A 24,945-nucleotide genomic window follows, 5' to 3' on the forward strand; every position below is an offset into this window, starting at 1 on the left:
CCAGGGTTGACGACAGGAAAGATCGTTCTGATCAGCGCTTGCGCAGATCCGCTTGCGCCAGATCCAGCGCCTTGGCGATGCGCTCGCAGGCCATGTCGATCGTCTCGCGCGTCCAGATGAGCGGAGGCGACAGGATCATCGTGTCGCCGGTGGCGCGCAGCATCATGCCCTGGGCGATCGCATGGTCGCGGACGGTCACCGCAGCGCTGCCCGCGGGAAGAAAACGCTCCTTGGTCGCCTTATCCCTAACGATCTCGATCGCCCCCATCAGCCCGATCGAACGCACCTCGCCGACCAACTCGTGTCCGGCAATCTGGTCCTGCAGCGCCTTGGCGAAATAGGGTCCGGTGTCGTTCTTGACGCGGTCCACCAGGCCTTCCCGTTCCATGATCTCGAGGTTCTTCAGCGCCACGGCGCAGGCCACAGGATGACCCGAATAGGTGTAGCCGTGATAGAACTCGCCGCCCTTCTCGACCAGCGTCGCCGCGATGCGGTCGCCGACCAGCAGCGCTGACAGCGGCTGGTAGCCGGAGGTCAACGCCTTGGCCGTGGTTATCGTGTCCGGCTCGATGCCGAAGGTCTGTGCGGCGAACCATTCGCCGGTTCGGCCATAGCCGGTGATGACCTCGTCCAGCATCAGCAGCACATCGTATTTGCGGCAGATGCGCTGCACTTCCGGCCAGTAGCTTAGCGGCGGGATCTTCACGCCGCCCGCCCCCATCACCGGCTCGCCGATGAAGGCGGCGACCTTGTCGGCGCCGGCTTCGAGGATGGCGTCGTCGACGGCCTTCGCCGCACGAAGGCCGAAATCATGGTCGCTTTCGCCGGGCAGCGCCAGCTCATAGGCGTAAGGCATCATCACATGGACGATGTTGGGCACCGCGCCGCCAAGCTGCTTGTGCATCAGGTCCATGCCGCCCAGCGACGTGCCGGCAATCGTCGAGCCGTGATAGCCCATCTTGCGCGCAATGATGCGGTTCTTCTGCGGCTTGCCTTCCAGCGCCCAGTAGTGACGCACGAGGCGCAGCGCCGTGTCGTTGGCCTCCGAACCGGACGAGCCATAGAACACCTGGCTGACATTCCTGGGCGCCAGTTCCGCCAGCTTCCTGGAGAGCAGCACCGGCGTCGGCGTCGAGCATTTGAAGAAGGAATTGTAGTAGGGCAGTTCCTTCATCTGGGCATAAGCTGCATCGGCCAACTCGTCGCGGCCGTAGCCGACATTGACGCACCACAGCCCGGCCATTCCGTCGAGGATTTCCGTCCCGTCGGCATCGTAGATGAACGGCCCGTTGGCGTGGGTGATGATGCGCGAGCCGGCCTCGCGCAATTCCTTGTGGTCGGTGAAGGGATGCAGATGATGCGCGGCGTCGATCTGCTGAAGCTGCTTCAGCGAGTAATTCTGGTAAGTCATGTCTGATCTTTCCTCTTTGAATCAATCCGGCAAGGCCGGGGCGGATTCTTCAGGGGAAGGCAGGCGGCGAATAGCCGATACGGGCGCACAGCCGAAGCAGCTCGGCACGCAGCGTGCGCGGCGACGGCGTCACCGCGACCCCAAATGCGCAAGATGCCTTGATGCGAGCCATGCTCGCACCTTAGGCTGCCTGCGGCCCACGTTTCAAGCGGTGCCGCTCAGCGCCCTTTGCAGGAAGACATACTTCATCGCCGCCTGGGCTGCTTGCGGCCGGCGGTCGCCACGCCCGCCATGACCGCCCTCGGTCTCCTCGAAGAACAGCGTCTTGTCATGGCCGGCGGCCTGCAGCCGCGCCGCCATCTTGCGCGCATGGCCGGGGTGGACGCGGTCGTCGGCGGTCGATGTCGTCAGCAGCACCGGCGGATAGGCGGCGTCGGCCGAGACATGCTGATAGGGCGAATAGGCGGCCAGCCACTTGGCGTCTTCCGGTTTTGACGGATCGCCATACTCGGCCATCCAGGAGGCGCCGGGCGGCAATTCGGTGTAGCGCAGCATGTCGAGCAACGGCACCTCGACGATCACGGCCCCGAACAGTTCGGGGCGCTGCGTCAGCGACACACCGGTCAGCAGGCCGCCATTCGAGCCGCCCTGGATGCCGAGCATGGCAGGCGTGGCGATGCCGCGTTTCACCACATCCTGTGCGACCGCGGCGAAGTCGTCGAAGGCATTCTGCCGGTTGGCCTTCAGCGCCGCTTGATGCCAGTTCGGGCCGAACTCGCCGCCGCCCCGGATATTGGCCTGAACATAGGCATTGCCCTTCTCCAGCCACAGCCTGCCGCGCACGCCGGCATAGCCGGGCAACAGCGGCACTTCGAAGCCGCCATAGCCGTAGAGCGGCGTCGGCACCGGGCCGTCCTGGTCGCTTCGCCTGACGACGAAATAAGGGATCATGGTGCCGTCCTTCGAGCGCGCCTCGAATTGTTCCGAGACGAAGGGTGAAGCGTCGAACCGTGCCGGCTGGGACTTCACGGTAGCAAGCGTTGCGCCATCGTCGTCCGACCAGACGATCGAACTCGGCGTCAGGAAGTCGGTGAAGGAGAAGGAGACGCTGGCGCCGAAATGCTCGGCGTGGGCGATGCCGACATTGCCGTTCTCCGGTAGCGCCACAGGCTTCAGCGACCAGGTGCCGTTGTTGCGCTCGCAGACGACAACCTTGCCGCGCACATTGTCCATCAGGTTGATGAACAGCCGGTCCTGCGTGCGGGCGATGCCGGCGATGGAAACGCGATGCGCCGGCTCGAGCAAGGTTTCCACCGGGCCCAACGCGCCGGTTTCGACCCAGCGCGCCAGATCCAGCGAATAGAGGGCGTCCGGTTTGCACACTACGCCGTCGGGCGTCGTCCACGGGCTGCGCACGCCGAAGACAAGCTGGTCGCGAAAGATCGCGCTGTCGGTCATGTCGTCAGGCAGGGGAAGGCGCCTGTTCTCGCCTGAAGGCAATCTCAGGAAGATGTGCGAGGCGAAGAAATTCAGCGTCCGGGCCAGGATCAGATAGCGTCTGTCGTCATCGAACTCGAGAGCAGCGCCGGCGGCCAGATCCTCTTTCTCAGCCTCGAAGATCGGCGTCGCGTCTTCCAGCCTTGTGCCGCGCTTCCAGAGCTTGACCACGCGCGGATAGCCGGACTGCGTCTTCTCCGCCTCCTCGAAGGCAGCCGAAACGATGACCGTGTCCTTGTCGAGCCAGCCGAAGCCCGATTTCGAGGCCGGAGCCCGAAAGCCATCCTCGACAAACGACTTGGTTTCGATGTCGAATTCGCGCATCTCGCTGGCGTCACCGCCATCCGGCGACATCGAGAGCAGGCAGCGATTGAAGTCGGGGTAAAGCCGGCTGGCGCCGCTGAACACCCATTTCACGCCTTCCTTGGCCGAGAGCACGTCGAAGTCGATGATCGTCTCCCACTCCGGCTTCTCTGTCTTGTAGGAAGCGACCGTCGTGCGCCGCCAGAGGCCGAGCACATTGGTCTTGTCCTGCCAGAAATTATAGACATGGCCGTTGAGTGCAGCGCCGACGGCGATATTGTCCTCGGCCGTCATCAGGTCCAGCGCGGTCTGGAACGTTGCCTGGTAGGACGGATCGCCCTGCAATTCGCCGACCGTGACCTCGTTCTGGCGATGCACCCAGTCGAGCGCCTTTTTGCTTGTTCGATCCTCCAGCCAGAGAAAGGTATCCTCGGCGGCCGGTTCAGTCTGGCCTTTTGTCATCGATTGGGTCACGCGCGGTCTCCGAAAGCATTGTCAGGCGGCCTTGCCTACATCGCGTTGCAAGCGCCCACATTCAAGATGGCGATGTAGCGTCATCGGCCGGTCGCGGCTTGCTTACACCATCCGCCGCCGCACGACAGTCATCACCGCCAGCGCCAGGCAAATGGCGCCCAGCGTGATCGGCAGGCCGGACGCGCCGATGACGTCCATGACCCCGCCGGTGAGCGGCGGCACCAGTATGCCGCCAACGCCCCACATCAGCGAAAAGGCAGCGTTGCCGGCGACCAGCGCCGAGCCGGTGAAGCGTTCGCCAAGCTCGATGATCGACATCGTATAGATGCCGTAGGAAACCGCGCCCCAGATAAACACGCATGGCCAGATCAGCGGCGTTTCGATGAGAAGCGGCAGCAGCGCGCAGCCGAGCACGGTCAGCGACACGCAGATGAAGCGCACCAGGCGCGCTGTCAGCCGTTCCGCCAGCAGGCCGAGCGGCACCTGCATGGCGATGTTGCCGGCGATCATCACCGACAGCAGCGCCGACATGCGGGCTTCGGTGATGCCATGATGCGTTCCGTAGACCGGCAGCAAAGCGAGCACCCCCTGCTCGAAACCGGCGGCGACGACGACCGCGGACAAGAGCAGCGATGCCATCGGCATGAAGCCGATCACCGAAACCCGATGTCCGGCCTCGTCGACCTTCGGCAGCCGTCTCAGCACCAGGGCAAGGCAGGCGCCGCAGAAGACGAAAGCTGCGATGCCGATGAGGAATGGCGGCCACCCCTCGGTGCCGACAGCGAGCAGGCAAAGCGGACCTGCGGCGAAACCGGCGGAAATGACCGTGGAATAGACGCCCATGACACGGCCGCGGCGTGCCGGCGGCGCCAGCGCGATCACCCATATTTCGCTCAGCACGTAGAGCGGGTTGGTCACCGCGCCGATCAGGAAGCGCAGCGGAAACCACAGATGGACATTCTGCGTCCAGCCGATCAGCGCCAGCACGATCGCCGAAAGCGCGGCACAGGTGAGCGCGGTGCGCCCTGCCCCGAAGCGGCGCGCCAAAGCCGGGATCAGCGGCGACGAGACGATGAAGCCGATCGGCGTCATCGCCGCAGACAGTCCGATCATGGCCGGCGAGACGCCCTGTCGCTGCAGGATGAAGCTCAGCAGCGGATAGGAGAGCCCCTGTGCGATGGCGAACACCGACACCGTCGCGATCACGCCGGTGATCGCCGCCCATTGCATCGGCTCGTCGCCGCTTTTCTCCACCACATCCATCGGGCAGCCTTAGCGGGTCGCCTCGAAGGCCGTAAGCGCCGCCGTCGAAAACCGCTTGCTCCAGCCGGCGCGACGCTACGGAAAATAGCGGGCAATCGCTCCCTTCTTGCCGTCCGCGTAAGGCTTCAGCCACTTGTCGTCGATGGAGAGCCCGTCGTCGTCCGAAGGTCCTTTTCCGATGGTCCGGCGCCAGGCGCGAAACTTGTAGTGGTCGAACACATCGAGCATGTGCACCGCATAGGCTGCGGCAAAAGTCTTGTCGCCCTCCACGATCACCAAATTCTCGTCATTCTCGTAGGACGCCTTGTAGCCGAGATTGTGGCTGCCGGTGATGACGGTGGCGTTGTCTTCCATCGGATCGATGATCACGATCTTGTCGTGCACGATCGCGCGGCCGACGGTCAGCACCTCTGCCTGGAAGTCGCGCGCAACCGTGGCTCCGGTGAGATTTACCGCCCTGACGATGGAGACGTTCGGCGCCTCCCAGACCTTTTCCGGAAAGACGAATGGCGACTTGCCGTCCTTGTTCGATTTGCGGGTGACAGGATCCTTGGTCGGGGCGACGTAGTTGGGCATGGCGGTTTGGTCGCTGATCGCGCCTTGCACGATCAGACCAGTATCCGCCATGGCTGCCGCTACGGCCTGGTCGACGATCGAATTTTCGCCACGCCGCGAAGGATTGAACACCAGGAAGAGCACCGCGCGCTTCGCCGCCTTGATCCTGGCGAAAACGTCCGCGAGGTCGACCGGCCGCACCGAGATATCCTTCTTGTTGCGGTCGGGATCGTTCGGCGAAAACCATACCGTCATGCCGTCCAGGTTTGCCGAGGCGCCGTTCAGCGGGTTTGGTATGTGGTTTTCCCTGCGGAACGGCACGCCTTGCGTCTGCGCGACACGACCGGCCGCGCTTTCGCTGGCCGGCGGCGGGAATACGTCGGCCTTCATGCGCTCCCAATAGGCGTCGAATACCTTGGCCATCGCAGGGTCGTCACGGATGAAAGCGTTGTTGGTCTGCCCGCAAATGCCGGTCGATGTCCAGTTGGTGCTGCCGGTCATGACCGCCTGCGCATCGCCTTGCGCATCGCGGTAGACGGCGAATTTGTTGTGGCCGATATGGTTGTTGTTGAACAGGCGATCCGTCAGCGTGACGCCGGCGTCACGCAATCGCTTTCTGAAAGGTGCGTTGCCGGCATCCCAGGCCTTGGTCTGATCGTCCCTGCCTGAATTCGAGAGAATGACGTCGACGACATCCTTGGCGTCGATGATGGCGTCGCAAAGTTCGTCGTCGCCAAGCTCATAAAGCGCAAGCCTGACAGTGCCGCCCTCGTCCTTGGCCCGTTTCATCAGGCTGGTGAGCACATCCGGCACATCGCCATGCAGATAGGCGCGTATCTCGCTGCCGGGACGCTCGAGTTCGGCCCTGATCTTGTCACGCTGCCCGACCTTGATCCCGGCGTCCTCCAGGGCGCGCGACATCCATTGCGTCGACAGCACGCCATTAGTGAAGGCGACACGCGCCTTGCCGAACATCTGCCCGAGAAAGATCGGCGGGCTGACGGCGCCCTGGCCGAGATAGCCAAGCGGCCGCACCGGTCCGGTATAGGCGGGTTTGCCGTCGACGACCTGATCCGGGCGCACCGGCACCGGATCAAGGCCCGGCCTCATGTCGCCGACGGGGCGCACACGGTAGGCGATCATCTCGCCTTGCGGCCTGACGCCGAGGCTGTCGCGGCGGCGGCGCACGGTGAGGTCGCGCCAGAATGTCTTTTGCACCGGCCATACGCCGGTGTCCTGCGGGATCCACCTCGGATTGCGCTGGCCCTTGAACGGCACCCACGACGCCAGGCAACGCTCCTCGCCGGTGTCGGGATAGAGGCGCACGATCTCGAAGCCGAGACAGCCCGGGATCATCCCGTCGAGATCCCATGACAGGAACGCAACTTCATTGTTTGTCGCGGCACGCACTTTGATGACGTCAGGCATCGTGGTCCCCTCAAAGTTGCTCAACAAGGAAGTATGTCAGAAGTAAAAGACAGAACTGCAACGCATTTCACATTGCGGCACTCGCGTCGTCCAACTGCCTGTTCGGCATGTCGCTTCCCTCGCCCTAGTGGTCGCCGCCTCCGCAATGGCCGGACAGCCGGCGGTCCATTATGCCGCCGCATTATCGCAGCGTACGAGGCCTGTCATGACCGCCGCCCTTCACCCCGCCGAACCGCCATTGGCAACCGACCGCGCCCGTCGCGGCGGCCGCGCGGGCAAGCGCGCCGGCGGCTCGGCGGCGTTCGAACAGCCGCCGTTCCGGCAATTGAAAATCCCGCTGACGCCGACCCGGCTGGTTTCCGACGACGAGCTGGAATCGATCCACCTCGCCTCGCTGCGGGTGCTGAGGGAAATCGGCGTCGACGTCCTGCACGACGAGGCCCGCCGCATCATGAAGGCGCATGGCGCCGATGTCCGCGACGGCAGCGAGCGGGTGCGCTTCGACAGCGACATGATCCTCGAACTCGTTTCGCATTGCCCGCCGGAATTCACCATCCATGCCCGCAATCCGGCGCACAATGTGCGCTTCGGCGGCAACAATCTGATCATCTCGATGATGGCATCGGCGCCCAACTGCTCCGACATCGATCGTGGCCGCAGGCCCGGCAACCAGCAGGATTACCGAAATTTCCTGCGGCTGGCCCAGATGCACAACATCCTGAACTGCACCGGCGGCTATCCGGTCGAGCCGATCGACATCCACCCTTCGGTCCGCCACCTCGAATGCATCCGCGATCTTGCCACGCTGACCGACAAGGTCTTCCACATCTATTCGCTCGGCAAGGAGCGCAATGTCGACGGCATCGAGATCACCCGCATCGCGCGCGGCATCAGCGACGAGCAATTGCTCGAAGAGCCGTCGGTCTTCACCATCATCAACACCAATTCGCCGCTCAAGCTCGATGTGCCGATGATGGAAGGCATCATCCAGATGTCGAGCAAGGGCCAGGTCGTCATCGTCACGCCGTTCACCCTGTCGGGCGCCATGGCGCCTGTCACCATTGCCGGCGCGCTGGTGCAGCAGAATGCCGAGGCGCTTTCCGGCATTGCCTTCGCGCAAATGGTGAAGAAGGGCGCGCCTGTCGGCTATGGCGGCTTCACCTCTAACGTCGACATGAAATCCGGTGCGCCGGCTTTCGGCACGCCGGAATACATGAAGGCGCAACTGGTCGGCGGCCAGCTCGCCCGCCGCTACAACATCCCCTACCGCACCTCCAACACCTGCGCCGCCAATACCGTCGACGCACAGGCTGCCTATGAAAGCGTCTTTTCGCTGTGGGGCGCCATCCAGGGCGGCGGCAATCTGATGATGCATGCGGCCGGCTGGCTCGAAGGCGGTCTGCGCTGTTCCTATGAGAAGACCATTTTGGACATCGACCTGTTGCAGATGGTGGCCGAATTCCTCACCCCGCTCGACCTTTCCGAAGAGGCCCTCGGTTTCGACGCCATCCAGTCGGTCGGCCCGGGCGGTCATTTCTTCGGCACCCAGCACACGCAAGACCGTTACAAGACCGCCTTTTATTCGCCCATCCTTTCCGACTGGCGCAATTTCGAGACCTGGGCGGAAGCCGGATCGCCGACGGCATTCGAAAAGGCCAACAAGGTGTGGAAGGAACGACTGGCTTCCTATGACGAGCCATATATGGACCCTGCCATTCGCGAAGAGCTCAACGCCTTTGTCGAAAAGCGCCACGCCGAAGGCGGCGCGCCGACCGATTTTTGACCATCTGTATTAATTTGATGAATAGTCGACCCCCACTCCGTCGAGCTTCGCTCGACACCTCTCCCCCGATCGACGGGGTAGAGGAAGGGCGCGAAATTATTCCAGCAGGCGCCCTTCTTCTCCCTCCGGAGGGGGGAGAGGTGGCGCCGCGAAGCAGCGACGGAGTGGGGGAAGCCGTTCGTGAAACGCGCAGTCGCCGAAAAATAGGTACAACCCAGCGAGCACGAAAACTCAGGCAAGCGGGCAATCAGGCGAAAGCACTGCTTTGGCTTGAACTAAAGGCGCGCAAGCTTGGCGGCTACCGCTTTACGCGTCAGTTCTCCATCGGCCCCTTTTTTGCAGACTTTGCTTGCCGCGAAAAATGGCTTGTTGTTGAGGTCGACGGACACCAACACGCGGACAGCTCATATGATCGCCGCCGCGACGATTTCATGCGCGCCCAAGGCTATTCGATCCTGCGTCTTTGGAGCCATGACGTCCTGAAACATCGTACTTCCGTCTGTGAAACCATCCTAGCCACGCTTGATGGCAGGCTGGCCGAAAACATCGCTGTATCCGACCTCCGCTTTGTCTTCACATCGCGCTCACTCGATTCAATTTCTTCAAAAACGGACCTATCCTTATGAAATCTCACGTCAAAGCAGTTGTCATCGGCGGCGGTGTCGTTGGCTGCTCGGTGCTCTATCATCTGGCCAAGGCCGGCTGGACCGACATCATGCTGATCGAACGCTCGGAACTCACCTCCGGTTCGTCCTGGCACGCGGCGGGCGGCTTCCACACGCTGAACGGCGACCCCAATGTCGCCAAGCTGCAGGCCTATACGGTGCAGCTCTATAAGGAGATCGAGGAACTTTCCGGCCAGTCCTGCTCGCTGCACCTGACCGGCGGCGTGATGATGGCCGATACGCCGGAACGCATGGACTTCCTGCGCCTTGCCCATGCCAAGGGCCGTTATCTCGGCATGGACACAGAGCTGATCACGCCGTCCGAGGCCAAGGCGATGTTCCCGCTGATGGACGAGACCAACTTCGTCGGCGCCATGTGGGATCCGGTCGAGGGTCATCTCGACCCCTCCGGCACCACCATTGCGTATTCGAAGGCGGCGAAAAAGCTTGGCGCCGAGATCGTGCTGCGCAACCGCGTCGTCGAACTGACGCAGGAGGTCGACGGCACCTGGAACGTCGTCACCGAGCAAGGCACGGTGAAGGCCGAGCACGTCGTCAACTGCGGCGGCCTGTGGGCGCGTGAGATCGGCCGCATGGTCGGCGTCGAACTGCCGGTGCTGGCGATGGAGCACATGTATCTGCTGACCGAACCCATGCCGGAAGTAGAGGCATTCAACAAGTCGACCGGCCGCGAGATGATCGGCGTGCTCGACTTCAAGGGCGAGATCTACACCCGCCAGGAGCGCAACGGCATCCTGCTCGGCACCTATGAGAAGGCCTGCAAGCCGTGGTCGCCGGTCAACACGCCTTGGGATTTCGGCCATGAGCTGCTGCAACCCGACATCGACCGCATCGCACCATCGCTGGAAATCGGCTTCAAGCATTTCCCCGGCATTGAGAAGGCCGGCATCAAGCAGATCATCAACGGCCCCTTCACCTTCGCGCTCGACGGCAATCCGCTGGTCGGCCCGGTACAGGGCCTGACCAATTTCTGGTGCGCCTGTGCCGTCATGGCCGGCTTCAGCCAGGGCGGCGGCGTGGGTCTCGCGCTGTCCAACTGGATGGTCCATGGCGATCCGGGCTTCGACGTCTGGGGCATGGACGTGGCCCGCTTTGGCGAGTGGGCGAGCCTGCGCTACACCAATGCCAAGGTGCGCGAGAACTATTCGCGCCGCTTCTCAATCCGCTTCCCCAATGAGGAACTGCCGGCCGCGCGCCCGGCGCAGACGACGCCCCTCTACGACACGATGTTGGCCAACAACGCGGTCATGGGTGACAGCTGGGGTCTCGAAACCCCGCTCTGGTTCGCGCCGAAGGGCAAGGAGCCGAAGGACATCGTCTCCTTCCACCGCTCCAACGATTTCGGCCCAATCGGCGAGGAAGTGCGTGCCACGCGCGAGAAGGTCGGCGTCACCGAGATCGCCAACTTCGCCAAATACGAAGTGTCGGGACCGGGGGCGGAAGATTTCCTCAACCGGCTGATGACCAATCGCATGCCGAAGACCGGCCGCATCGTGCTGACCCCGATGATCAACGAATTCGGCAAGCTCATCGGCGACTTCACCATCGCCAAGGCTGGCCCAAGGGATGGGGAGGACCGCTTCATGATCTGGGGCTCGTCCGCCGCGCAGAAGTACCATATGCGCTGGTTCGAGAAGCATCTGCCGAAGGATGGCCCAAGGGCGTCAGAGGTCCGTATCCACCGCTTCGACCAGACGCTGGTCGGTCTGTCGATCGCCGGACCGAAATCGCGCGACCTGCTGCAAAAGCTGGTCGATGTCGACATCTCGACCAAAGCCTTCCGCTTCATGGATTTTCGCGAAATGGCGGTCGGCGGCGCGCCCTGCATGGTCAACCGCATCACCTATACCGGCGACCTCGGCTACGAGATCTGGATGGCGCCAGCCTATCAGCGCCTCGTCTACCACGCGATCAAGGAGGCCGGCGAGGAGTTCGGCCTCGTCGATTTCGGCATGCGCGCTCTGCTGTCGATGCGCCTGGAAAAGAATTTTCCGACCTGGTTCCGCGAACTGCGCCCGATCTACGGTCCGTTCGAAGGCTCGATGGATCGCTTCATCAAGCTGGAGAAGAACGATTTCATTGGCCGCGAGGCCGCCGCCAAGGAACAGGCGGAAGGGCCTAACCTGCGCCGCGTCTCCTTCTTCGTCGACGCGGCGGACGCCGATGTGATGGGCGACGAGCCGATCTGGGCCAAAGTCGGCAAGGACTATGGCACGGTGGAAAAGCCGCATGGCTACGGGGCGCCGCGCTTCGACACCTCAGGCAAGGAAGTGCGCGGCTCCAAGGCGGCGCAAGGCGCCTCGGCCGTACGCGGCATCGTCGATGGCGACTGGCGCGTGGTCGGCTGGGTCACCTCCGGCGGCTATGCGCACTATGTCCAGAAGTCGATGGCGCAGGGCTATGTGCCGGCAGCGCTTGCCGAGGATGAGAGCACCGGACTGTTCGAGATCGAGATCCTCGGGCACCGGCGACCCGCCCGCATCAATGTCGAGCCGCCTTTTGATCCGAGCGGTGAGAAGATGCGGACGTAAGGCGTGGTCAAGGCTGCTGCGCCAAAGCTGCTACCCAGATTGTGCAAGGCATGGTCTTCATGCTAGCGGAGCCGGCGACGAATATCCCGGCACGGGCGATGATCTCCTTGAAGCATTCCATGAAACGGGCCGAGTGGCTCGCCGAGGCCAGGATCGGCCCGTTCCCCGCGGCGATCGTCATGGTCGCGCTTTACTGCTGCATTCAGATCGCCGTGTTGCCGCTGGTCAGCCTCTGGGCGGGAACCGGCGTCGGCATCGATGACTCCGAACAGCTCATGTATATGCGGTTTTTATGGGCCGGCTATGGCGGCTCGCAGCCGCCGCTCTATTCCTGGCTCGGCTGGCTGACGTCGTCCGTGTTCGGAACCAACATCGTCACGCTCAAAATCCTGAAATACTCCCTGATTTTCATTGGCTTGACGTCGGTCTTCGTCGCCGTGCGCAAACTGGGGTACTCCCAGCGAACCGCGGTAGCTTCGATGTTCGGCCTGTGGCTGTTTCCCCAGGTGATCTGGGAAATGCAGCACACCTTGTCGCACAGCGTCGCCGCCTTGTGTTTTTCGGGGGTGCTGCTGCTTGCGCTGATCCAGCTTTTGCAGCGCAAGTCACCACTGGCCTATGTCCTGTTCGGACTGGCGGTCGGCGCGGCCATCCTGGCGAAATACAACAATTTCATCCTGCTCGGCGCGATGATGGCGGCGGCCTTGTCGCTGCGCGAAGCGCGCCGGGCCTTTCTGCGCCCGCAGATCGCGATCAGCATGGTCATGGCACTGCTGGTGTGCCTGCCGACCCTGTACTGGAACGCCACGCATCCGGGCGACTTGCTGGCGCGCAGCTACAAGTTCGGCATCGATGAAGGCGGCGGTCCTCTGCTCATCCGATGGAACGGCATCGTCGACCTCGGCAAAGCCGCGCTGAATTTTGCCATCCTGCCGCTCGTGATTTTTGCGGTGGCAATGCTGGCGGGGCGGGTCGTTCCATCGACGCTACGCGAACGATTTCCCGATTCCGAGAAGCTGCTGTGGCGCATTCTCGGCTTCGGTATCTGCATCACCATCATCCTGGTGCTCGCCAGCGGCGCCACCCGGTTCCAGGACCGCTGGTTGCTGCCGATCCTGCTTTTTCTGCCTGTCGCTTTCGCCGTCCGCATGGACGCTCTTGGCAACAACGGCAGGACCGCGCAAAACCTCGTCATCACCGTTGCAGCAGCACTGGCGATTCTGATCGTGCCCGCGACATGGGCCTATCAGGTCTATGGCGGAAAGGGCATGGGGCGCGTCGTCCGCCTGGACTACCAGACCTTGTACCGCGACCTGACCGCGGATGGCCCGATCAAGACGGTCACGTCGGACTGGCACTGGGTCGGAAACCTCAGGCTCGCCGACCCCGACCTTGTCGTCCTCGGAAAAGAAGTGCCGGGCTTCGATGCCTTGCTGCAGGAGCCCGCCGTTCTGGTCTGGCTCGACAAGCCAAGCCCGGAGCCGGACATCCTGGAGCGCATCCATCAGGCAGGATTTGTCGTGGACGGTGCAAGCCGCAGCCTCAGGGTTCCCGAATTTTTCGGCTCTACGGAAGGCAGGCTCGTGAACGTCGCAAGGTTGAAGAAGCAGGACGCAAAATGAGCGGGCATGGCACCGAGCGACGGTTCGGTCGCCACCGCAAGATCATGCCGTTCGAGCCGGGCGAGGCCGGTTCCCTTGATGCACTGCGTCAGCAGTCGCGCCAGAAGGCCGCCGGACTTAACCAGCATGTGCTGGGCTATGGCGCCCTGGCGGAAGCCGAGTGGCAAGCCGCCGGCATCGCTTCTCCCGACCTGCCCACCATGCGCCAGTACCGGCTAGACCGTATCCGTGCCGAGCTGAAGCGCCGCGACTATGCGGGAGCCCTGCTCTACGACCCGGTCAACATCCGCTACGCGACCGACTCGACCAACATGCAGCTCTGGGTCGCGCACAATCCGACCAGGCATTGCTTCGTCGCCACCGAAGGCCCGGTGGTGCTGTTCGACTATTTCTCCTGCGAGCATCTCTCCGACCATTCCGGTGTCGTTGACGAGGTGCGGCCGGCGGTGTCGTGGATATATCTCTACAGCGGCGAGCTGACCGAGCAGAAGGTCCGCCGCTGGGCGGGCGGCATCGCCGATCTGGTAGCCGAACATGGCGGCGGCAACCGCCGCATCGCCGTCGATCACATCGACCCCGAAGGTGTCGAGGAACTCGCCCGTCTCGGCATTTCGATCGGCAATGGCGAAGCGGTGATGGAGAATGCGCGCCTGATCAAATCGCCCGACGAGATCCTGGCCATGCGCCGGTCGGTCGTCGCATGCGAGGCAGCGATGGGCGAGATGGAAAAGGCGCTGAAGCCTGGTATTTCCGAAAACGAGTTGTGGGCCGAGCTGCACCGCGGCAACATTGCGCGCGGCGGCGAATGGATCGAGACCCGGCTGCTCGCGTCAGGCCCACGCACCAATCCATGGTTCCAGGAATGCTCGTCCCGCGTCATCGAGGCCGGCGATCTCGTCGCCTTCGACACCGACCTTATCGGCCCCTACGGCTTCTGCGCCGACCTGTCGCGCGTATGGCTCTGCGGCGACAAGAAGCCATCGAACGAACAGAGTGACCTCTACCGCATCGCCGCCGACCAGATCGCCCACAACACCGCCCTGATGCAGCCGGGGACGTCCTTCCGCGAACTTGTCGAACGCTCGGCGGTGCCGCCGGGCGATTGCTTCCCGACCCGCTATGGCGTGCTCTATCACGGCGTCGGCCTGGCCGACGAATACCCGACGCTGCCGCATGCCAGCGACTGGACGCAAGACACGCCGGACGGCGTGCTCGAAGCCGGCATGGTGCTGTGCGTGGAGAGCTATATCGGTCGGCTTGGCGGCCACGAGGGCGTCAAGATCGAGGAGCAGATCCTGATCACCGAAACCGGCAATGAGCAGCTTTCGAGCTACCCGCTCGATGAGCGGCTGCTCGGCGGCTGATCGCCTCCGGACCGGATTTCAGCCAACCGCCGCGACAGCCTCGCGCAACGCGGCGACGATCTTTTCCGGCATCGTCCTGGCGGTGATGAAGGCCAGGCCTTTGCGGCGCCCCGTCCAGCCGACGACCTTCACCGCTTGCGCCGCCGGCTCGAAGCGCTGCGCCAGCGCCCAGCTCTCGCAGTCGATGGCCGCGACATCGGCCGTGCCCTCGGCAATAGCGACGATAGAAGCGCGATGGCCGCCGCTTGGCAGCCGCTCCGCAAAGAGGTCGAAGTTCTCTCTCATCGCCTCCAGATCGCGCTTCAGCCCGAGGAAGCCCGACATCGAACCGGTATCGTTGAAGGTGAAGCGCTTGCCGCGCAACAGATCGAACGGGATCAGCGGAGCGCCGTCATACGGCGACGCAACCGATGGCCCGCCATCCGCCGGCATCACCAGAGCGCTGGAATAGAGTTCGCCCTGGCCGCCTTCATATGCATCGTAGCTCGGCTGGGCGACCACCTGGACATGCGCCGACAGGCCGAGGTCCATCGGTCCCCAGCAGGTCTGCGCAAAGAGCAGCGCCGGATGCAGCCAGAGCCCATGGAAGTCGAGCTCGTCCGGCGGCAATGTCGCGGGATCAGGGGCGATGACCTTGCCGTCGCCGTCGCGAATGCCGCCCGGTACCGGCGGCAGGTCGCCATTGACGCGGGCAAGCGCTTCGGGCGCGTCGATGCCTTTCTGCCTGATAGCATCGCGCAGCGGCACCCACTGGGCGTCGACCTCTGCCCGCATTTCCGGCCAGTCATACATCGGCAACGCCGCAACGAATTCGCTCATGCCGGAAATCGACCGTTATGCCCAAAGGATTGACGAAATCACGGACGCCAAGCGCCCACCACAAGCATAGTCGCTAGCGCGACAAAGCTGCAAAACTCATTCTTTCGGCGGCTCGGCCGGAACCGGTGCGCTGCCAAGCCCATTGAGGCTACGCGCCCTGACGCGCGGCTTGAAGGCCCTGCCCGGCTCCGGCGCGCGCCTGAGCACGGGATGGACGATCGGCTCCTTCGCCTTGAAGGCGTAGGCCCTGAGCAGCGCGAAATAATTCGGATAGGCGTAGCCATTGTTCATCCGCAGCCACTCGTCCCGGCGGTCGGCAAACAGTTTCGGCAGCCGGTACCAGGCAACCGTCGGGCTCTTGTGATGGACGAAATGGAGATTGTTGTTGAGGAACAGAAAGGACAGCGGCGAACGCTCGACGATCACCGTGCGGCCCTCCGGATGCTCCGACCATTGGTGCTCGGCGAAAGTGCGGATCGAGATCAGCGACTGGCCGAGCCACACCGGCACCAGGATGTAGAGCCACAGCGGGATGCCGAAGCCGAATTGCACGATGGACAGCACCGCCGCGAGGCCGATGGCGTGCAGCAGCCACGCCTTGCGGATCGCTCTGTCGCCGGCGGCCATCTGCTTGGCGTCGTCGATGAAGAAGCCGATGCAGGAGAGCCACGGGCCGAGCACGAAGCGGCCGATCATGGTGTTGTTGATCTTGAGCACGAACTTCATCGCCGGCGGCAATTCGTCATGATGCCACAGCGCCTTGTAGTAGCTCTCGGGGTCGTCGAGCGGATCGGTCAGCCGTTCGTCGGCATGGTGGCGCAGATGAATGGTCTTGAAACGGCGATACGGCCAGACGAGACCGATCGGCAGGAAGACGAAAGCCTCGTTGAGCCCCGCGTTGCGCGTCGGATGACCGTGCAGCACTTCGTGCATGATCGATGATTGCAGCGCGGCGGTAAAGGCCAATATGGCGAGAGCGAGGATCGGATAGGACGGCCAGATCAGGAAGCCGGTGACGAGCCAGATGCCGTAGCAGAAAAAGGCGAGAAACACGGTCGGCCATTCGATGGCCGGTGCATTGCGTCGTCTGTTGCCCATGCTCGTCATGCTATCGACCACCGCTTTCCAGTCGCCGGAACCATTTTGATTCCTGACAGCATTGTGTCAGGAGCATTGAATTGCTGCAACGCGACAAAGCGCACAAGATGTTGCGATTGCGCATTTTCAGCCGCATATGTTATGTTTTGTAAACACCTTCATGGATTCATTTACGCCTGAGGTGCCGCCTTGGCGGCTTGGGCGAAAATTTTTCCTTCCAACGGCCGGAACGACGATATGGACAAGCGCGACCTGTCGACGATCTTTCGCGAGCGTCTGAAAATGCTCTTGACACGGTCCGATCTGAACCAGTCCGCTTTCGCAACGGCGGTGGGCATCGACCGTTCAGCGCTGTCGCAGCTTCTGTCCGGCGCCTCGACCCGCCTGCCCCGCGCCGAGACGCTGCTCAACATCGCCGCCGAATTCAAGGTGTCGCTCGACTGGCTGCTCGGCCTCAGCCAGGACGAGGGCGTCACCGGCGAAATCCGCGAGAGCCTCGAGATCGAGGAGGCGCCCGACGGTTTCGACCGCACGCTGCTGGCCAGATGGCATGCCGAGGCCGCCGGCACGAAAATCCGCTACGTGCCGGCCGGCATTCCGGACCTTCTGCGCACCGAGGCGCTCGTCGACTATGAAGCGCGCATCGCCAACAAGAGCCGCGAGGCGCAGGCCGGCGAAACGCAGTACCGCATCGACTACAACCGGCGGCCGGAAACCGACATGGAAGTCTGCATGCCGCGCCATACGCTGGAGATCTTTGCGCGCGGGCTGGGCGTGTGGGATCGTTTTCCCGAAGCCGAACGCCACCAGCAGCTTCTCCACATGGCAACGCTGCTCGATGACCTTTATCCGACCTTCCGCCTGTTTCTCTATGACGGGCGGATGCGCTATTCGATCCCCTACACCATCTTCGGGCCCTATCGTGCCGCCATCTATGTCGGAGACATGTATCTGGTGCTCAACGCGACCCAGCCGGTCCGCACGCTGACCAGCCATTTCGACAATCTGATCCGCGCGGCGGACGTCAACGCGCATGAGGCCGCCAGCTTCACGCAAAGGCTGGCCGAGATGCGATTTTGACAGGCGACAGCGCGCCTCTCGACATTGACGTCATATAAAGAATTCTTTATATCCTTATCAAAGATAATCCTCCGGAAGGCGTATTTCACCATGACCAACCCGATCGACGCGCTGCTTGCCGAAAAGGGCGTTCTGCTCGCCGATGGCGCCACCGGCACCAATCTGTTCGCCATGGGCCTGGAGGCCGGCGAGGCTCCCGAACTGTTGAACGAAACCGCGCCCGACACCATCACCAGCCTGCACCAGAACTTTGTCGATGCCGGCGCCGACATCATCCTGACCAACTCTTTCGGCGGCACCCGCCACCGCTTGAAGCTGCATCATGCGCAGGACCGCGTGCATGCGCTGAACCAGCGCGCCGCCGAGATCGCCCGCGCCGTTGCCGACAAGGCCGTCCGCAAGGTCATCGTCGCAGGTTCGGTCGGCCCGACCGGCGAATTGCTGGTGCCGCTCGGCGCCATGACCTATGACGAGGCGGTCGACGCCTTTGCCGAGCAGATAGAAGGCCTCAAGGCCGGCGGCGCCGAGGTCGCCTGGATCGAAACCATGTCGGCGCCGGACGAAATCCGCGCCGCGGCGGAAGCCGCCATCCGCGTCGGCCTGCCCTACACCTATACCGGCTCCTTCGACACCGCCGGCCGCACCATGATGGGGCTGCTGCCGAAGGACATCCACGGCGTCGTCGACGGGCTGCCGCAGGCGCCGCTCGGTGTCGGCGCCAATTGCGGTGTCGGCGCCTCCGACATTCTCGCCTCGCTGCTCGATATGACCGAGGCGAAGCCGGAGGCGACGGTGATCGTCAAGGGCAATTGCGGCATTCCGGAATTCCGCGGCACCGAGATCCACTATTCCGGCACGCCCGAACTGATGGCCGACTATGTCAGGCTCGCCGTCGATGCCGGCGCCAGGATCGTCGGCGGCTGCTGCGGCACTTCGTTCCAGCATCTTGCCGCGATGCGCAAGGCGCTTGACGCGCACACCAGGTCGGACCGCCCGACGGTCGAGGCGATCGTCGAGCGGATCGGCCCGATGCGCAACAAGGTAGCGACGGAAAACACCGCCGAGACCAGCGAAGCCCGTCGCGAGCGCCGGCGCAGCCGCGCCTGACGCGGTTCGCAGCCCGGTTGAAAAAAGGCCGGCAAGGTTTCCTCGCCGGCCTGCCTCACCACCTGTGGGCCGGCATTCAGAACGATCCCCTTCTGAATGAACCGGTCGCCATCGCCACTACCGATTGCCGCCCAGCGCCGAGGCAAGGCGCACAAGCGAGAGGAACTCGGACCTGTACCCGAACGGGTCGGCTCCCCGGGCGGCAGTGGCAATTTCCATGATCCTGTCGTAGCCGAACTTCGCGGTCGCATCCTCGTCGCGCAGCTTCTGGCCAAAGGCCGCGACCGCGATGGAAAAGCGCTGATCGGTGCTGGCCTGGTCGAAGGACGACACTTCGTTGGCTGATGTCACCGGCGTGGTGATCAGCTTCGAAACATCCTCGTTCGGCAGCTTGTAGCGGATCTTGACGAAGGCATATTCGTCGGCGTTGGCGACGCCGCCATTGTTCACCGAAGCCTGGCCGTAGCGCAGCGGATCGATCTTCTCGCCGCCGCTGCCCTTCGGCGTGATTTCGTAGATCGCGGTGACCGAATGGCCGGAGCCGATCTCACCGGCATCGACGCGGTCATTGTTGAAATCCTCGCGGTTGAGCGCGCGGGTTTCGTAGCCGATCAGCCGGTATTCCGAGACCTTGTTCGGATTGAACTCGACCTGGATCTTCACGTCCTTGGCGATAGTGAACAATGTCGAGGACGCGTCCTCGACCAGCACCTTCTCGGCCTCGGCCAAAGTGTCGATATAGGCCGCCGTGCCGTTGCCGTTCTGGGCGATGGTCTGCATCATCTGGTCGTTCAGATTGCCGCGGCCGAAGCCGAACACCGACAGGAAGACGCCGGTCTTGCGCTCCTGCTCGATCAGCCGCTTCAAATCGTCATCGTCGGTCTGGCCGACATTGAAGTCGCCGTCGGTGGCGAGCATCACCCGGTTGACCCCGTTCTTGACGAAGGATTTCTGCGCCAGCCGGTAAGCTTCCTTGATGCCCGCCTCGCCGGCCGTCGAGCCGCCGGGCGTCAAAGTGTCGATGGCATTGAGGATCTTGTCCTTCTCCGAGACCTTGGTCGGTTCGAGCACGGTACCGGCGTCGCCGGCATAGGTGACGATCGAGACGGTGTCGTCGGGCTTCAGCTTGCTGACCAGAAGCCGGAAGGCCGACTGCAGCAGCGGCAGCTTGTCCTGCTCGTTCATCGAGCCCGACACATCGATCAGGAAGACCAGATTGGCCTTGGGCTGCTCGGCCGGTTTCACGTCAAAACCCTTGATGGCGACATGCATCAGCTTGGTGTGCCCGTTCCACGGCGTCGGCATGACGCTGACGGTCGAGTTGAACGGTGTCGAGGCGGAGTCCGGCCCCTTCCAGTCATAGGGGAAGTAGTTGATCATCTCCTCGACGCGGACCGTGTCGGCCTGCGGCAAAGCACCTTCCTTCAGCGAGCGCCGCACGAAGGAATAGGAGGCGGTGTCGACATCGATCGAGAAGGTCGAGATCGGGTCTTCAAGTGCTGCACGCACCGGATTGGTCTTGAAATCCTCGACGCGGTCGCGGTTCTGCTCCCGCGGCAGCATCTGGTCGGCCGGCATGGCCTGCGGCTGCACCATCAGCTTGGATTCGGCGCCGGGCATGCGGCCGACCCGCGCGGCGCCATTGGCGCCGTCAAACAGCCCGGCTTCGCCGGCGGGGGGCGGTGCAGGCGCAGGCTTTTGAGCCGGCAATGTTGCGTATTCCGTCGTGGCCGGCGCCTCGGCCTTCGGCGGCGATGCCGGCGCGACAAGCGCCTCGGTCGCGTCGCGGCTTTCGCTGTCGGCGTCGGCTTTCTTCTGCTTGTCGGGCTCGGCCACCGTCAGCGGCTTCACCGTTGCTGGTTTATCGGCCAGCGTTTCAGCGATTTTTTCGTCCCCTCCGGAACGGAACGGCTGCTCCTGCAGCATATAGATGGCAGCGTATCCGGCGATCGGCAGGGCGACGAGCCCGGCGATGGCCGGCGTGGCGAAGAGTTTCTTTGGCATGATTTCGCTCCAGAGCTTTTGTGCTCGCTCTCTGAGACGAAGCCCGCCCGCCGATCCTTGGGCGGCTGTGGAAGTTTTCTCGTCCATATCGTAGGCACGCATGGCGGCCGCGAAAGCACGCGCCTTCGCGTCGGCGCCCGGCGCCGGTGCTGCGATATCGCGCAGCCTGTTGAGTTCGTTGTCGTCGACCATGGTCACACTTCCCCGGCTGGCCGCATCAGCGTCTTCAGCCGTTTCTTCGCTTCATGGATGTGCCAGGAAACCGTCGTCTCCGAGATCGCCATCGCCTCGGCGGCGGCCGCGTGGCTGAGCCCTTCGCCATAGACCAGAAGCACCGCGTCGCGCTGCTTGTCCGGCAGCTTTCGCACCGCCGCCCAAAGCGCCTCGGCCGGGTCTTCCGGCTCGGCCTGCGCTTCTCCCGAGATTAGCGCATAAGCACCATAGGCTTCGGTCTTGACCGTCTCGCGGGCGGTCTTGCGCATCATGTCGCGCGCCGCGTTCAGCGTCATGGTGTAGAGCCAGGTCGTGAAGGCGCCGCTGCCATGATAGTCGCGGATCGCCCGGCCGAGCCGGACACAGACTTCCTGGGCAATGTCCTCGGCGTCGGCCTTTTTTCCGCACCAGCGATAGGCGGCTCTATAGACGAAACCATAGTGCCTTTCGAGCAATTTGCCGAAAGCCCCTCTGTCTCCGCCCTTCGCCCGCCCGATCAACTCGGCGTCGGAGGCTTCGCTTTCATCCAGCATCATCGCCATCATTTGCCTGTTGGACGAAGGCTAATGGCGATTCCTTGGGTGATGGGAAGATTTTTTTGGCAGACCGGTCACTGGAGTGACCGTCGGTACCTATCCCAATGTTTCGGCAAACAAAGTCGTCAGCCGCTTCCAGTGACGCTCGGCGCCGGTCGCATCGAAGACGCTGTGGTCCGGCACGCACCAGCCATGCGCCATGCCGACATAATTTTCGATTGTGTGGTCGACTTCCCCCAACCGGAGCGCTTCGGCCAGCCGCGCCGACTGCTCTGGCGGGAAACTTCTGTCGACACCCGCCGTCCCGACATAGACGCGGGCCTTGATGGAGGCGGCCTTGCGGTGCGGGCTGTCGGCGGCGTCGCTAGCCAGATTGCCGCCATGGAAACTGGCAGCGGCCTTTATCCGGTCGGGATAGGTCGCCGCGGCATTCAGCGCCCTTGCGCCGCCCATGCAATAGCCTACCACGCCAATCGGTCCCGTCACGCCTTCGCCGGCCAGCGCGTCGATAAAGGCGCCGCCGTCGCTGATGGTCATCTCCTGCGTCGTGCCGCTGACCAGCGCCATCAGGGCGGCTTTGCTGGTCTCCACCGCGAACGCGGTCTTGGCGTCAAATGGCCCGTAAGGCGCGTTGCGGTAGAAGAGGTCCGGCACCAGCACCGCATAACCCTCGCCCGCCAGCCGCTCGGCCATGCCGTCCAACGCCAGTCGCGGGCCGAAGGCGTCCATGTAGAGGATGATACCGGCCTTGGACGAGGAAGCTCCGGCCGCCCGGAACATCCCCGCTTTCGCCACGCCGTCCCTGGTCTTGATCTGAATATCCTGCTTCGCCATGGCCCGCTCCGTTCAATTGTCGTGCGATACATATCCGCGCGGGCCGACAGGGCAAGGCGTTCCCAGTGTCAGGCAGTCAACATTTCGTGCTGGATTGCGTGACCAGCTACAGACCCGCGAACGCCGCCATGTGGAATGCCTGCACTTCGGCCGGATAGCGATAGGCGGTGCCATAGGGACAGGCGTTGCGATCGAGACAACCCTCGCTGCGACAGGGTTCGCCATTCGGTCCGCGCACATGCGCCAGGCAGGACCGATAGTCGAATCCTTCGGCGGAATAGGAGTCGACCGGGCAGGATTTCATGCAAGGTTTTTCGACACATGCATCGCAAAGATGTATCGCCGCCTCGGCCGATTGAACCGAAATCTCATCCTCGAACAGTAGCGCGCCGCGATAGGCGTGCCAGAGCCCATACTCGGGATGCATGAGAATGCCGAGCGGCGACGGCCTCAAGCCCTCCGCCCGCATGGCCCATTGCTGGAACGGCAGATACGGCCGGTCGGAGGGCGAGACTGCACGCGCGCCGAATGTCTCCGCCACCGCGCCGATCGCTTGCCGCGACCATGTGTCGAGTGGATTGGCGATCGCCTGTGGTTGCCCCTCCCGCCAGCGCAGGAAATGCGGCCAGGGCGCCGCACCCGCCTGCCCCACCAGCAGCACGGACTTGGCGACAACGCCGGAGAGGCCGGGAGTTGCCTCCTCTCCGTCAGCAAAATTGAAGCCGCCGCGAAGGATCAGGCCGTGACGCGCCAGCGCTGCCGCGATATTTTCGATCAGGCCGCGCAAATCATCCCTTCTTGTCCGGATCGGAGAAGGCGCTCCGCCAGACTTCCTTGTGGATGATGTTGGCGACTTTAGCCCCGCCTGACTCGGGCTCCTTTCAGGTGAAGGCGTCGGCCATCGACGCCTTCTTCCTGGCGATGAAATCCTTCAGCCCGTCATCGATGCCCGGATCGAGAGGCGGCGCTTCGTAGCTTTCCAGCCAGCGGCGGGCGAGCTCGTTGGCGCGCTGCGGCGCGGTCTTCTCGCCTTCGGCGAGCCACTGCTCGTAGGAATTGTTGTCGGCGATGTTGGAGCGGTAGAAAGCGGTCTGGAAATTGGCCTGAGTGTGGTCGCAGCCGAGATAGTGGCTGCCCGGACCGACCTGGCGGATGGCGTCCATCGCCTGGCCGTTCTCCGACAGGTCGACGCCTTCGGAGAACTTCTGGGTCATGCCGAGCTGGTCGATATCCATCATGAATTTCTCATAGCAGGAGGCGAGCCCGCCCTCGAGCCAGCCGGCAGCGTGCAGCACGAAATTGGCGCCGGCAAGAATCGTCGAGTTCAGCGTGTTGGCGCTCTCATAGGCCGCCTGCGCATCCGGTATCTTCGACGCGCAGAGCGAGCCGCCGGTACGGAACGGCAGGCCAAGCCGGCGCGCGAGCTGCGCGGCACCGTAGGAGACCAGCGACGGTTCCGGCGTGCCGAAGGTCGGCGCGCCCGACTGCATCGAGATCGACGAGGCGAAGGTGCCGAACAGCACCGGCGCGCCCGGCCGGATCAACTGCGTGAACGACGCGCCGGCCAGCACCTCGGCCAAAACCTGCGTCAGCGTGCCGGCGACGGTCACCGGGCTCATCGCGCCGGCCAGGATGAAAGGCGTGACGATGCAGGCCTGGTTGTGACGCGAATAAACCTTCAGCGCACCCAGCATGGTCTCGTCGAACACCATCGGCGAGTTGGCGTTGATCAGGCTGGTCAGCACCGTGTTGTTCTCGACGAAATCGTCGCCGAACACGATCTTGGCCATCGCCACCGTATCTTCGGCGCGCTCGGGCGCGGTGACCGAGCCCATGAACGGCTTGTCCGAATATTTGATGTGCGAATAGATCATATCGAGATGGCGTTTGTTGACCGGCACGTCGACCGGCTCGCACACCGTGCCGCCCGAATGGTGGATCGACGGCGCCATATAGGCGAGCTTCACGAAATTGCGGAAATCCTCGATCGTCGCATAGCGCCTGACACCGTCGAGGTCGCGCACGAAGGGCGGGCCGTAGACCGGCGCGAACACCGTGGCGTTGCCGCCGACCTGCACTGAGCGCTCCGCATTGCGGGCATGCTGGGTATAGAGGGACGGCGCGGTCTTCAGCAGCGAGCGGCAGAGGCCCTTGGGGAAATGCACGCGCTCGCCCTTGACGTCGGCGCCGGCCTCTTTCCAGAGCTGCAGGGCCTCGGCGTCGTCGCGAAAAAATTATGCCGATCTCTTCCAGCACCGTGTCGGTGTTCTTTTCGATCAGCGCCAGCCCTTCTTCATCAAGCACTTCATAGACTTTGATCTTGCGCTTGATGTAGGT

18 protein-coding genes and 1 pseudogene are annotated in these 24,945 nt (G+C 63.3%); 7 read left to right on the plus strand and 12 right to left on the minus strand.

Going from position 1 to position 24,945, the window contains the following annotated elements; all coding sequences use genetic code 11:
• Window positions 1-31: 31 nt before the first annotated feature.
• The 5 genes from MESS2_RS20725 to MESS2_RS20745 form a co-directional block, all read right to left on the minus strand.
• Complete coding sequence (locus tag MESS2_RS20725; protein ID WP_008876402.1) at window positions 32-1,411, minus strand: aspartate aminotransferase family protein; 1,380 nt, start codon at window positions 1,409-1,411, stop codon at window positions 32-34.
• A gap of 49 nt (window positions 1,412-1,460) precedes the next feature.
• Window positions 1,461-1,583 carry a hypothetical protein gene (locus MESS2_RS20730; protein WP_040593600.1) on the minus strand — a complete coding sequence of 41 codons (123 nt, stop codon included), beginning with the start codon at window positions 1,581-1,583 and terminating at the stop codon, window positions 1,461-1,463.
• A gap of 32 nt (window positions 1,584-1,615) precedes the next feature.
• The gene (locus MESS2_RS20735; protein WP_083918628.1) at window positions 1,616-3,673 is read right to left on the minus strand and encodes a prolyl oligopeptidase family serine peptidase; all 2,058 of its coding nucleotides are present in this window, start codon (window positions 3,671-3,673) and stop codon (window positions 1,616-1,618) included.
• A gap of 114 nt (window positions 3,674-3,787) precedes the next feature.
• A complete protein-coding gene (locus MESS2_RS20740; RefSeq protein WP_008876404.1) occupies window positions 3,788-4,948 on the minus strand; it encodes an MFS transporter in 1,161 nt (386 codons plus the stop codon).
• Window positions 4,949-5,023: 75 nt separating this feature from the next.
• The gene (locus tag MESS2_RS20745; protein ID WP_008876405.1) at window positions 5,024-6,931 is read right to left on the minus strand and encodes a phospholipase D-like domain-containing protein; all 1,908 of its coding nucleotides are present in this window, start codon (window positions 6,929-6,931) and stop codon (window positions 5,024-5,026) included.
• A gap of 205 nt (window positions 6,932-7,136) precedes the next feature.
• Between MESS2_RS20745 and MESS2_RS20750 the strand changes: the two genes are divergently transcribed.
• The 5 genes from MESS2_RS20750 to MESS2_RS20765 all read left to right on the plus strand — a co-directional run bounded on the left by MESS2_RS20750 (window position 7,137) and on the right by MESS2_RS20765 (window position 14,917).
• A complete protein-coding gene (locus tag MESS2_RS20750) occupies window positions 7,137-8,714 on the plus strand; it encodes a trimethylamine methyltransferase family protein (RefSeq protein ID WP_008876406.1) in 1,578 nt (525 codons plus the stop codon).
• 140 nt (window positions 8,715-8,854) lie between these two features.
• The gene (locus tag MESS2_RS31310) at window positions 8,855-9,340 is read left to right on the plus strand and encodes an endonuclease domain-containing protein (protein WP_083918632.1); all 486 of its coding nucleotides are present in this window, start codon (window positions 8,855-8,857) and stop codon (window positions 9,338-9,340) included.
• Window positions 9,337-11,931 carry a GcvT family protein gene (locus MESS2_RS20755; protein ID WP_008876408.1) on the plus strand — a complete coding sequence of 865 codons (2,595 nt, stop codon included), beginning with the start codon at window positions 9,337-9,339 and terminating at the stop codon, window positions 11,929-11,931. Before MESS2_RS31310 ends, MESS2_RS20755 begins: the two co-directional genes overlap by 4 nt.
• A 119-nt stretch (window positions 11,932-12,050) precedes the next feature.
• Entirely contained in the window at window positions 12,051-13,553 is a 1,503-nt protein-coding gene (locus MESS2_RS20760) for an ArnT family glycosyltransferase (protein ID WP_244440042.1), read from the plus strand.
• Window positions 13,550-14,917 (plus strand): M24 family metallopeptidase, encoded by a 1,368-nt coding sequence (locus tag MESS2_RS20765; protein WP_008876410.1) that lies wholly within the window; start codon window positions 13,550-13,552, stop codon window positions 14,915-14,917. The genes MESS2_RS20760 and MESS2_RS20765 overlap by 4 nt, the downstream gene beginning before the upstream one ends.
• A gap of 18 nt (window positions 14,918-14,935) precedes the next feature.
• Here the strand turns inward: MESS2_RS20765 and MESS2_RS20770 are convergent, their stop codons facing one another.
• Complete coding sequence (locus MESS2_RS20770; protein WP_008876411.1) at window positions 14,936-15,736, minus strand: phosphate/phosphite/phosphonate ABC transporter substrate-binding protein; 801 nt, start codon at window positions 15,734-15,736, stop codon at window positions 14,936-14,938.
• Window positions 15,737-15,832: 96 nt separating this feature from the next.
• On the minus strand, window positions 15,833-16,843 hold the full coding sequence (locus MESS2_RS20775) for a fatty acid desaturase (RefSeq protein ID WP_040593603.1): 1,011 nt from the start codon (window positions 16,841-16,843) through the stop codon (window positions 15,833-15,835).
• A 228-nt stretch (window positions 16,844-17,071) separates the two neighbouring features.
• Here MESS2_RS20775 and MESS2_RS20780 point away from each other — a divergent pair, with 228 nt between their 5' ends.
• Both MESS2_RS20780 and bmt read left to right on the plus strand, forming a co-directional pair.
• Window positions 17,072-17,914 (plus strand): helix-turn-helix domain-containing protein, encoded by an 843-nt coding sequence (locus MESS2_RS20780; RefSeq protein WP_008876413.1) that lies wholly within the window; start codon window positions 17,072-17,074, stop codon window positions 17,912-17,914.
• 90 nt (window positions 17,915-18,004) lie between these two features.
• Complete coding sequence (bmt, locus tag MESS2_RS20785) at window positions 18,005-19,021, plus strand: betaine--homocysteine S-methyltransferase (RefSeq protein ID WP_008876414.1); 1,017 nt, start codon at window positions 18,005-18,007, stop codon at window positions 19,019-19,021.
• Between the two features lie 117 nt (window positions 19,022-19,138).
• Here the strand turns inward: bmt and MESS2_RS20790 are convergent, their stop codons facing one another.
• The 5 genes and pseudogenes from MESS2_RS20790 to MESS2_RS20810 form a co-directional block, all read right to left on the minus strand.
• Window positions 19,139-21,217, minus strand: a complete 2,079-nt coding sequence (locus MESS2_RS20790; protein ID WP_008876415.1) for a vWA domain-containing protein — start codon at window positions 21,215-21,217, stop codon at window positions 19,139-19,141.
• Between the two features lie 2 nt (window positions 21,218-21,219).
• Window positions 21,220-21,780, minus strand: a complete 561-nt coding sequence (locus MESS2_RS20795) for an RNA polymerase sigma factor (RefSeq protein ID WP_008876416.1) — start codon at window positions 21,778-21,780, stop codon at window positions 21,220-21,222.
• A gap of 90 nt (window positions 21,781-21,870) precedes the next feature.
• Window positions 21,871-22,608, minus strand: coding sequence for a dienelactone hydrolase family protein (locus tag MESS2_RS20800; protein ID WP_008876417.1), 738 nt, complete (start codon window positions 22,606-22,608; stop codon window positions 21,871-21,873).
• 106 nt (window positions 22,609-22,714) lie between these two features.
• On the minus strand, window positions 22,715-23,395 hold the full coding sequence (locus MESS2_RS20805; RefSeq protein ID WP_008876418.1) for a 4Fe-4S dicluster domain-containing protein: 681 nt from the start codon (window positions 23,393-23,395) through the stop codon (window positions 22,715-22,717).
• A 94-nt stretch (window positions 23,396-23,489) separates the two neighbouring features.
• Window positions 23,490-24,945, minus strand: a pseudogene (locus tag MESS2_RS20810) (trimethylamine methyltransferase family protein); the annotation flags it as partial.

The sequence above is a fragment of the Mesorhizobium metallidurans STM 2683 genome, assembly GCF_000350085.1.
In the GTDB taxonomy this organism is placed as follows: domain Bacteria; phylum Pseudomonadota; class Alphaproteobacteria; order Rhizobiales; family Rhizobiaceae; genus Mesorhizobium; species Mesorhizobium metallidurans.

What these genes read in the sequence shown, in the direction of transcription:
- MESS2_RS20795 (WP_008876416.1), bottom strand. Translation starts at nt 21,780, where the DNA reads ATGGCGATGATGCTGGATGAAAGCGAAGCCTCCGACGCCGAGTTGATC.
- bmt (WP_008876414.1), top strand. Translation starts at nt 18,005, where the DNA reads ATGACCAACCCGATCGACGCGCTGCTTGCCGAAAAGGGCGTTCTGCTC.
- MESS2_RS20750 (WP_008876406.1), top strand. Translation starts at nt 7,137, where the DNA reads ATGACCGCCGCCCTTCACCCCGCCGAACCGCCATTGGCAACCGACCGC.
- MESS2_RS20755 (WP_008876408.1), top strand. Translation starts at nt 9,337, where the DNA reads ATGAAATCTCACGTCAAAGCAGTTGTCATCGGCGGCGGTGTCGTTGGC.
- MESS2_RS20790 (WP_008876415.1), bottom strand. Translation starts at nt 21,217, where the DNA reads ATGGTCGACGACAACGAACTCAACAGGCTGCGCGATATCGCAGCACCG.
- MESS2_RS20775 (WP_040593603.1), bottom strand. Translation starts at nt 16,843, where the DNA reads ATGACGAGCATGGGCAACAGACGACGCAATGCACCGGCCATCGAATGG.
- MESS2_RS20740 (WP_008876404.1), bottom strand. Translation starts at nt 4,948, where the DNA reads ATGGATGTGGTGGAGAAAAGCGGCGACGAGCCGATGCAATGGGCGGCG.
- MESS2_RS20730 (WP_040593600.1), bottom strand. Translation starts at nt 1,583, where the DNA reads ATGGCTCGCATCAAGGCATCTTGCGCATTTGGGGTCGCGGTGACGCCG.
- MESS2_RS20735 (WP_083918628.1), bottom strand. Translation starts at nt 3,673, where the DNA reads ATGACAAAAGGCCAGACTGAACCGGCCGCCGAGGATACCTTTCTCTGG.
- MESS2_RS20800 (WP_008876417.1), bottom strand. Translation starts at nt 22,608, where the DNA reads ATGGCGAAGCAGGATATTCAGATCAAGACCAGGGACGGCGTGGCGAAA.
- MESS2_RS20760 (WP_244440042.1), top strand. Translation starts at nt 12,051, where the DNA reads ATGAAACGGGCCGAGTGGCTCGCCGAGGCCAGGATCGGCCCGTTCCCC.
- MESS2_RS20745 (WP_008876405.1), bottom strand. Translation starts at nt 6,931, where the DNA reads ATGCCTGACGTCATCAAAGTGCGTGCCGCGACAAACAATGAAGTTGCG.
- MESS2_RS20725 (WP_008876402.1), bottom strand. Translation starts at nt 1,411, where the DNA reads ATGACTTACCAGAATTACTCGCTGAAGCAGCTTCAGCAGATCGACGCC.
- MESS2_RS20765 (WP_008876410.1), top strand. Translation starts at nt 13,550, where the DNA reads ATGAGCGGGCATGGCACCGAGCGACGGTTCGGTCGCCACCGCAAGATC.
- MESS2_RS20770 (WP_008876411.1), bottom strand. Translation starts at nt 15,736, where the DNA reads ATGAGCGAATTCGTTGCGGCGTTGCCGATGTATGACTGGCCGGAAATG.
- MESS2_RS20780 (WP_008876413.1), top strand. Translation starts at nt 17,072, where the DNA reads ATGGACAAGCGCGACCTGTCGACGATCTTTCGCGAGCGTCTGAAAATG.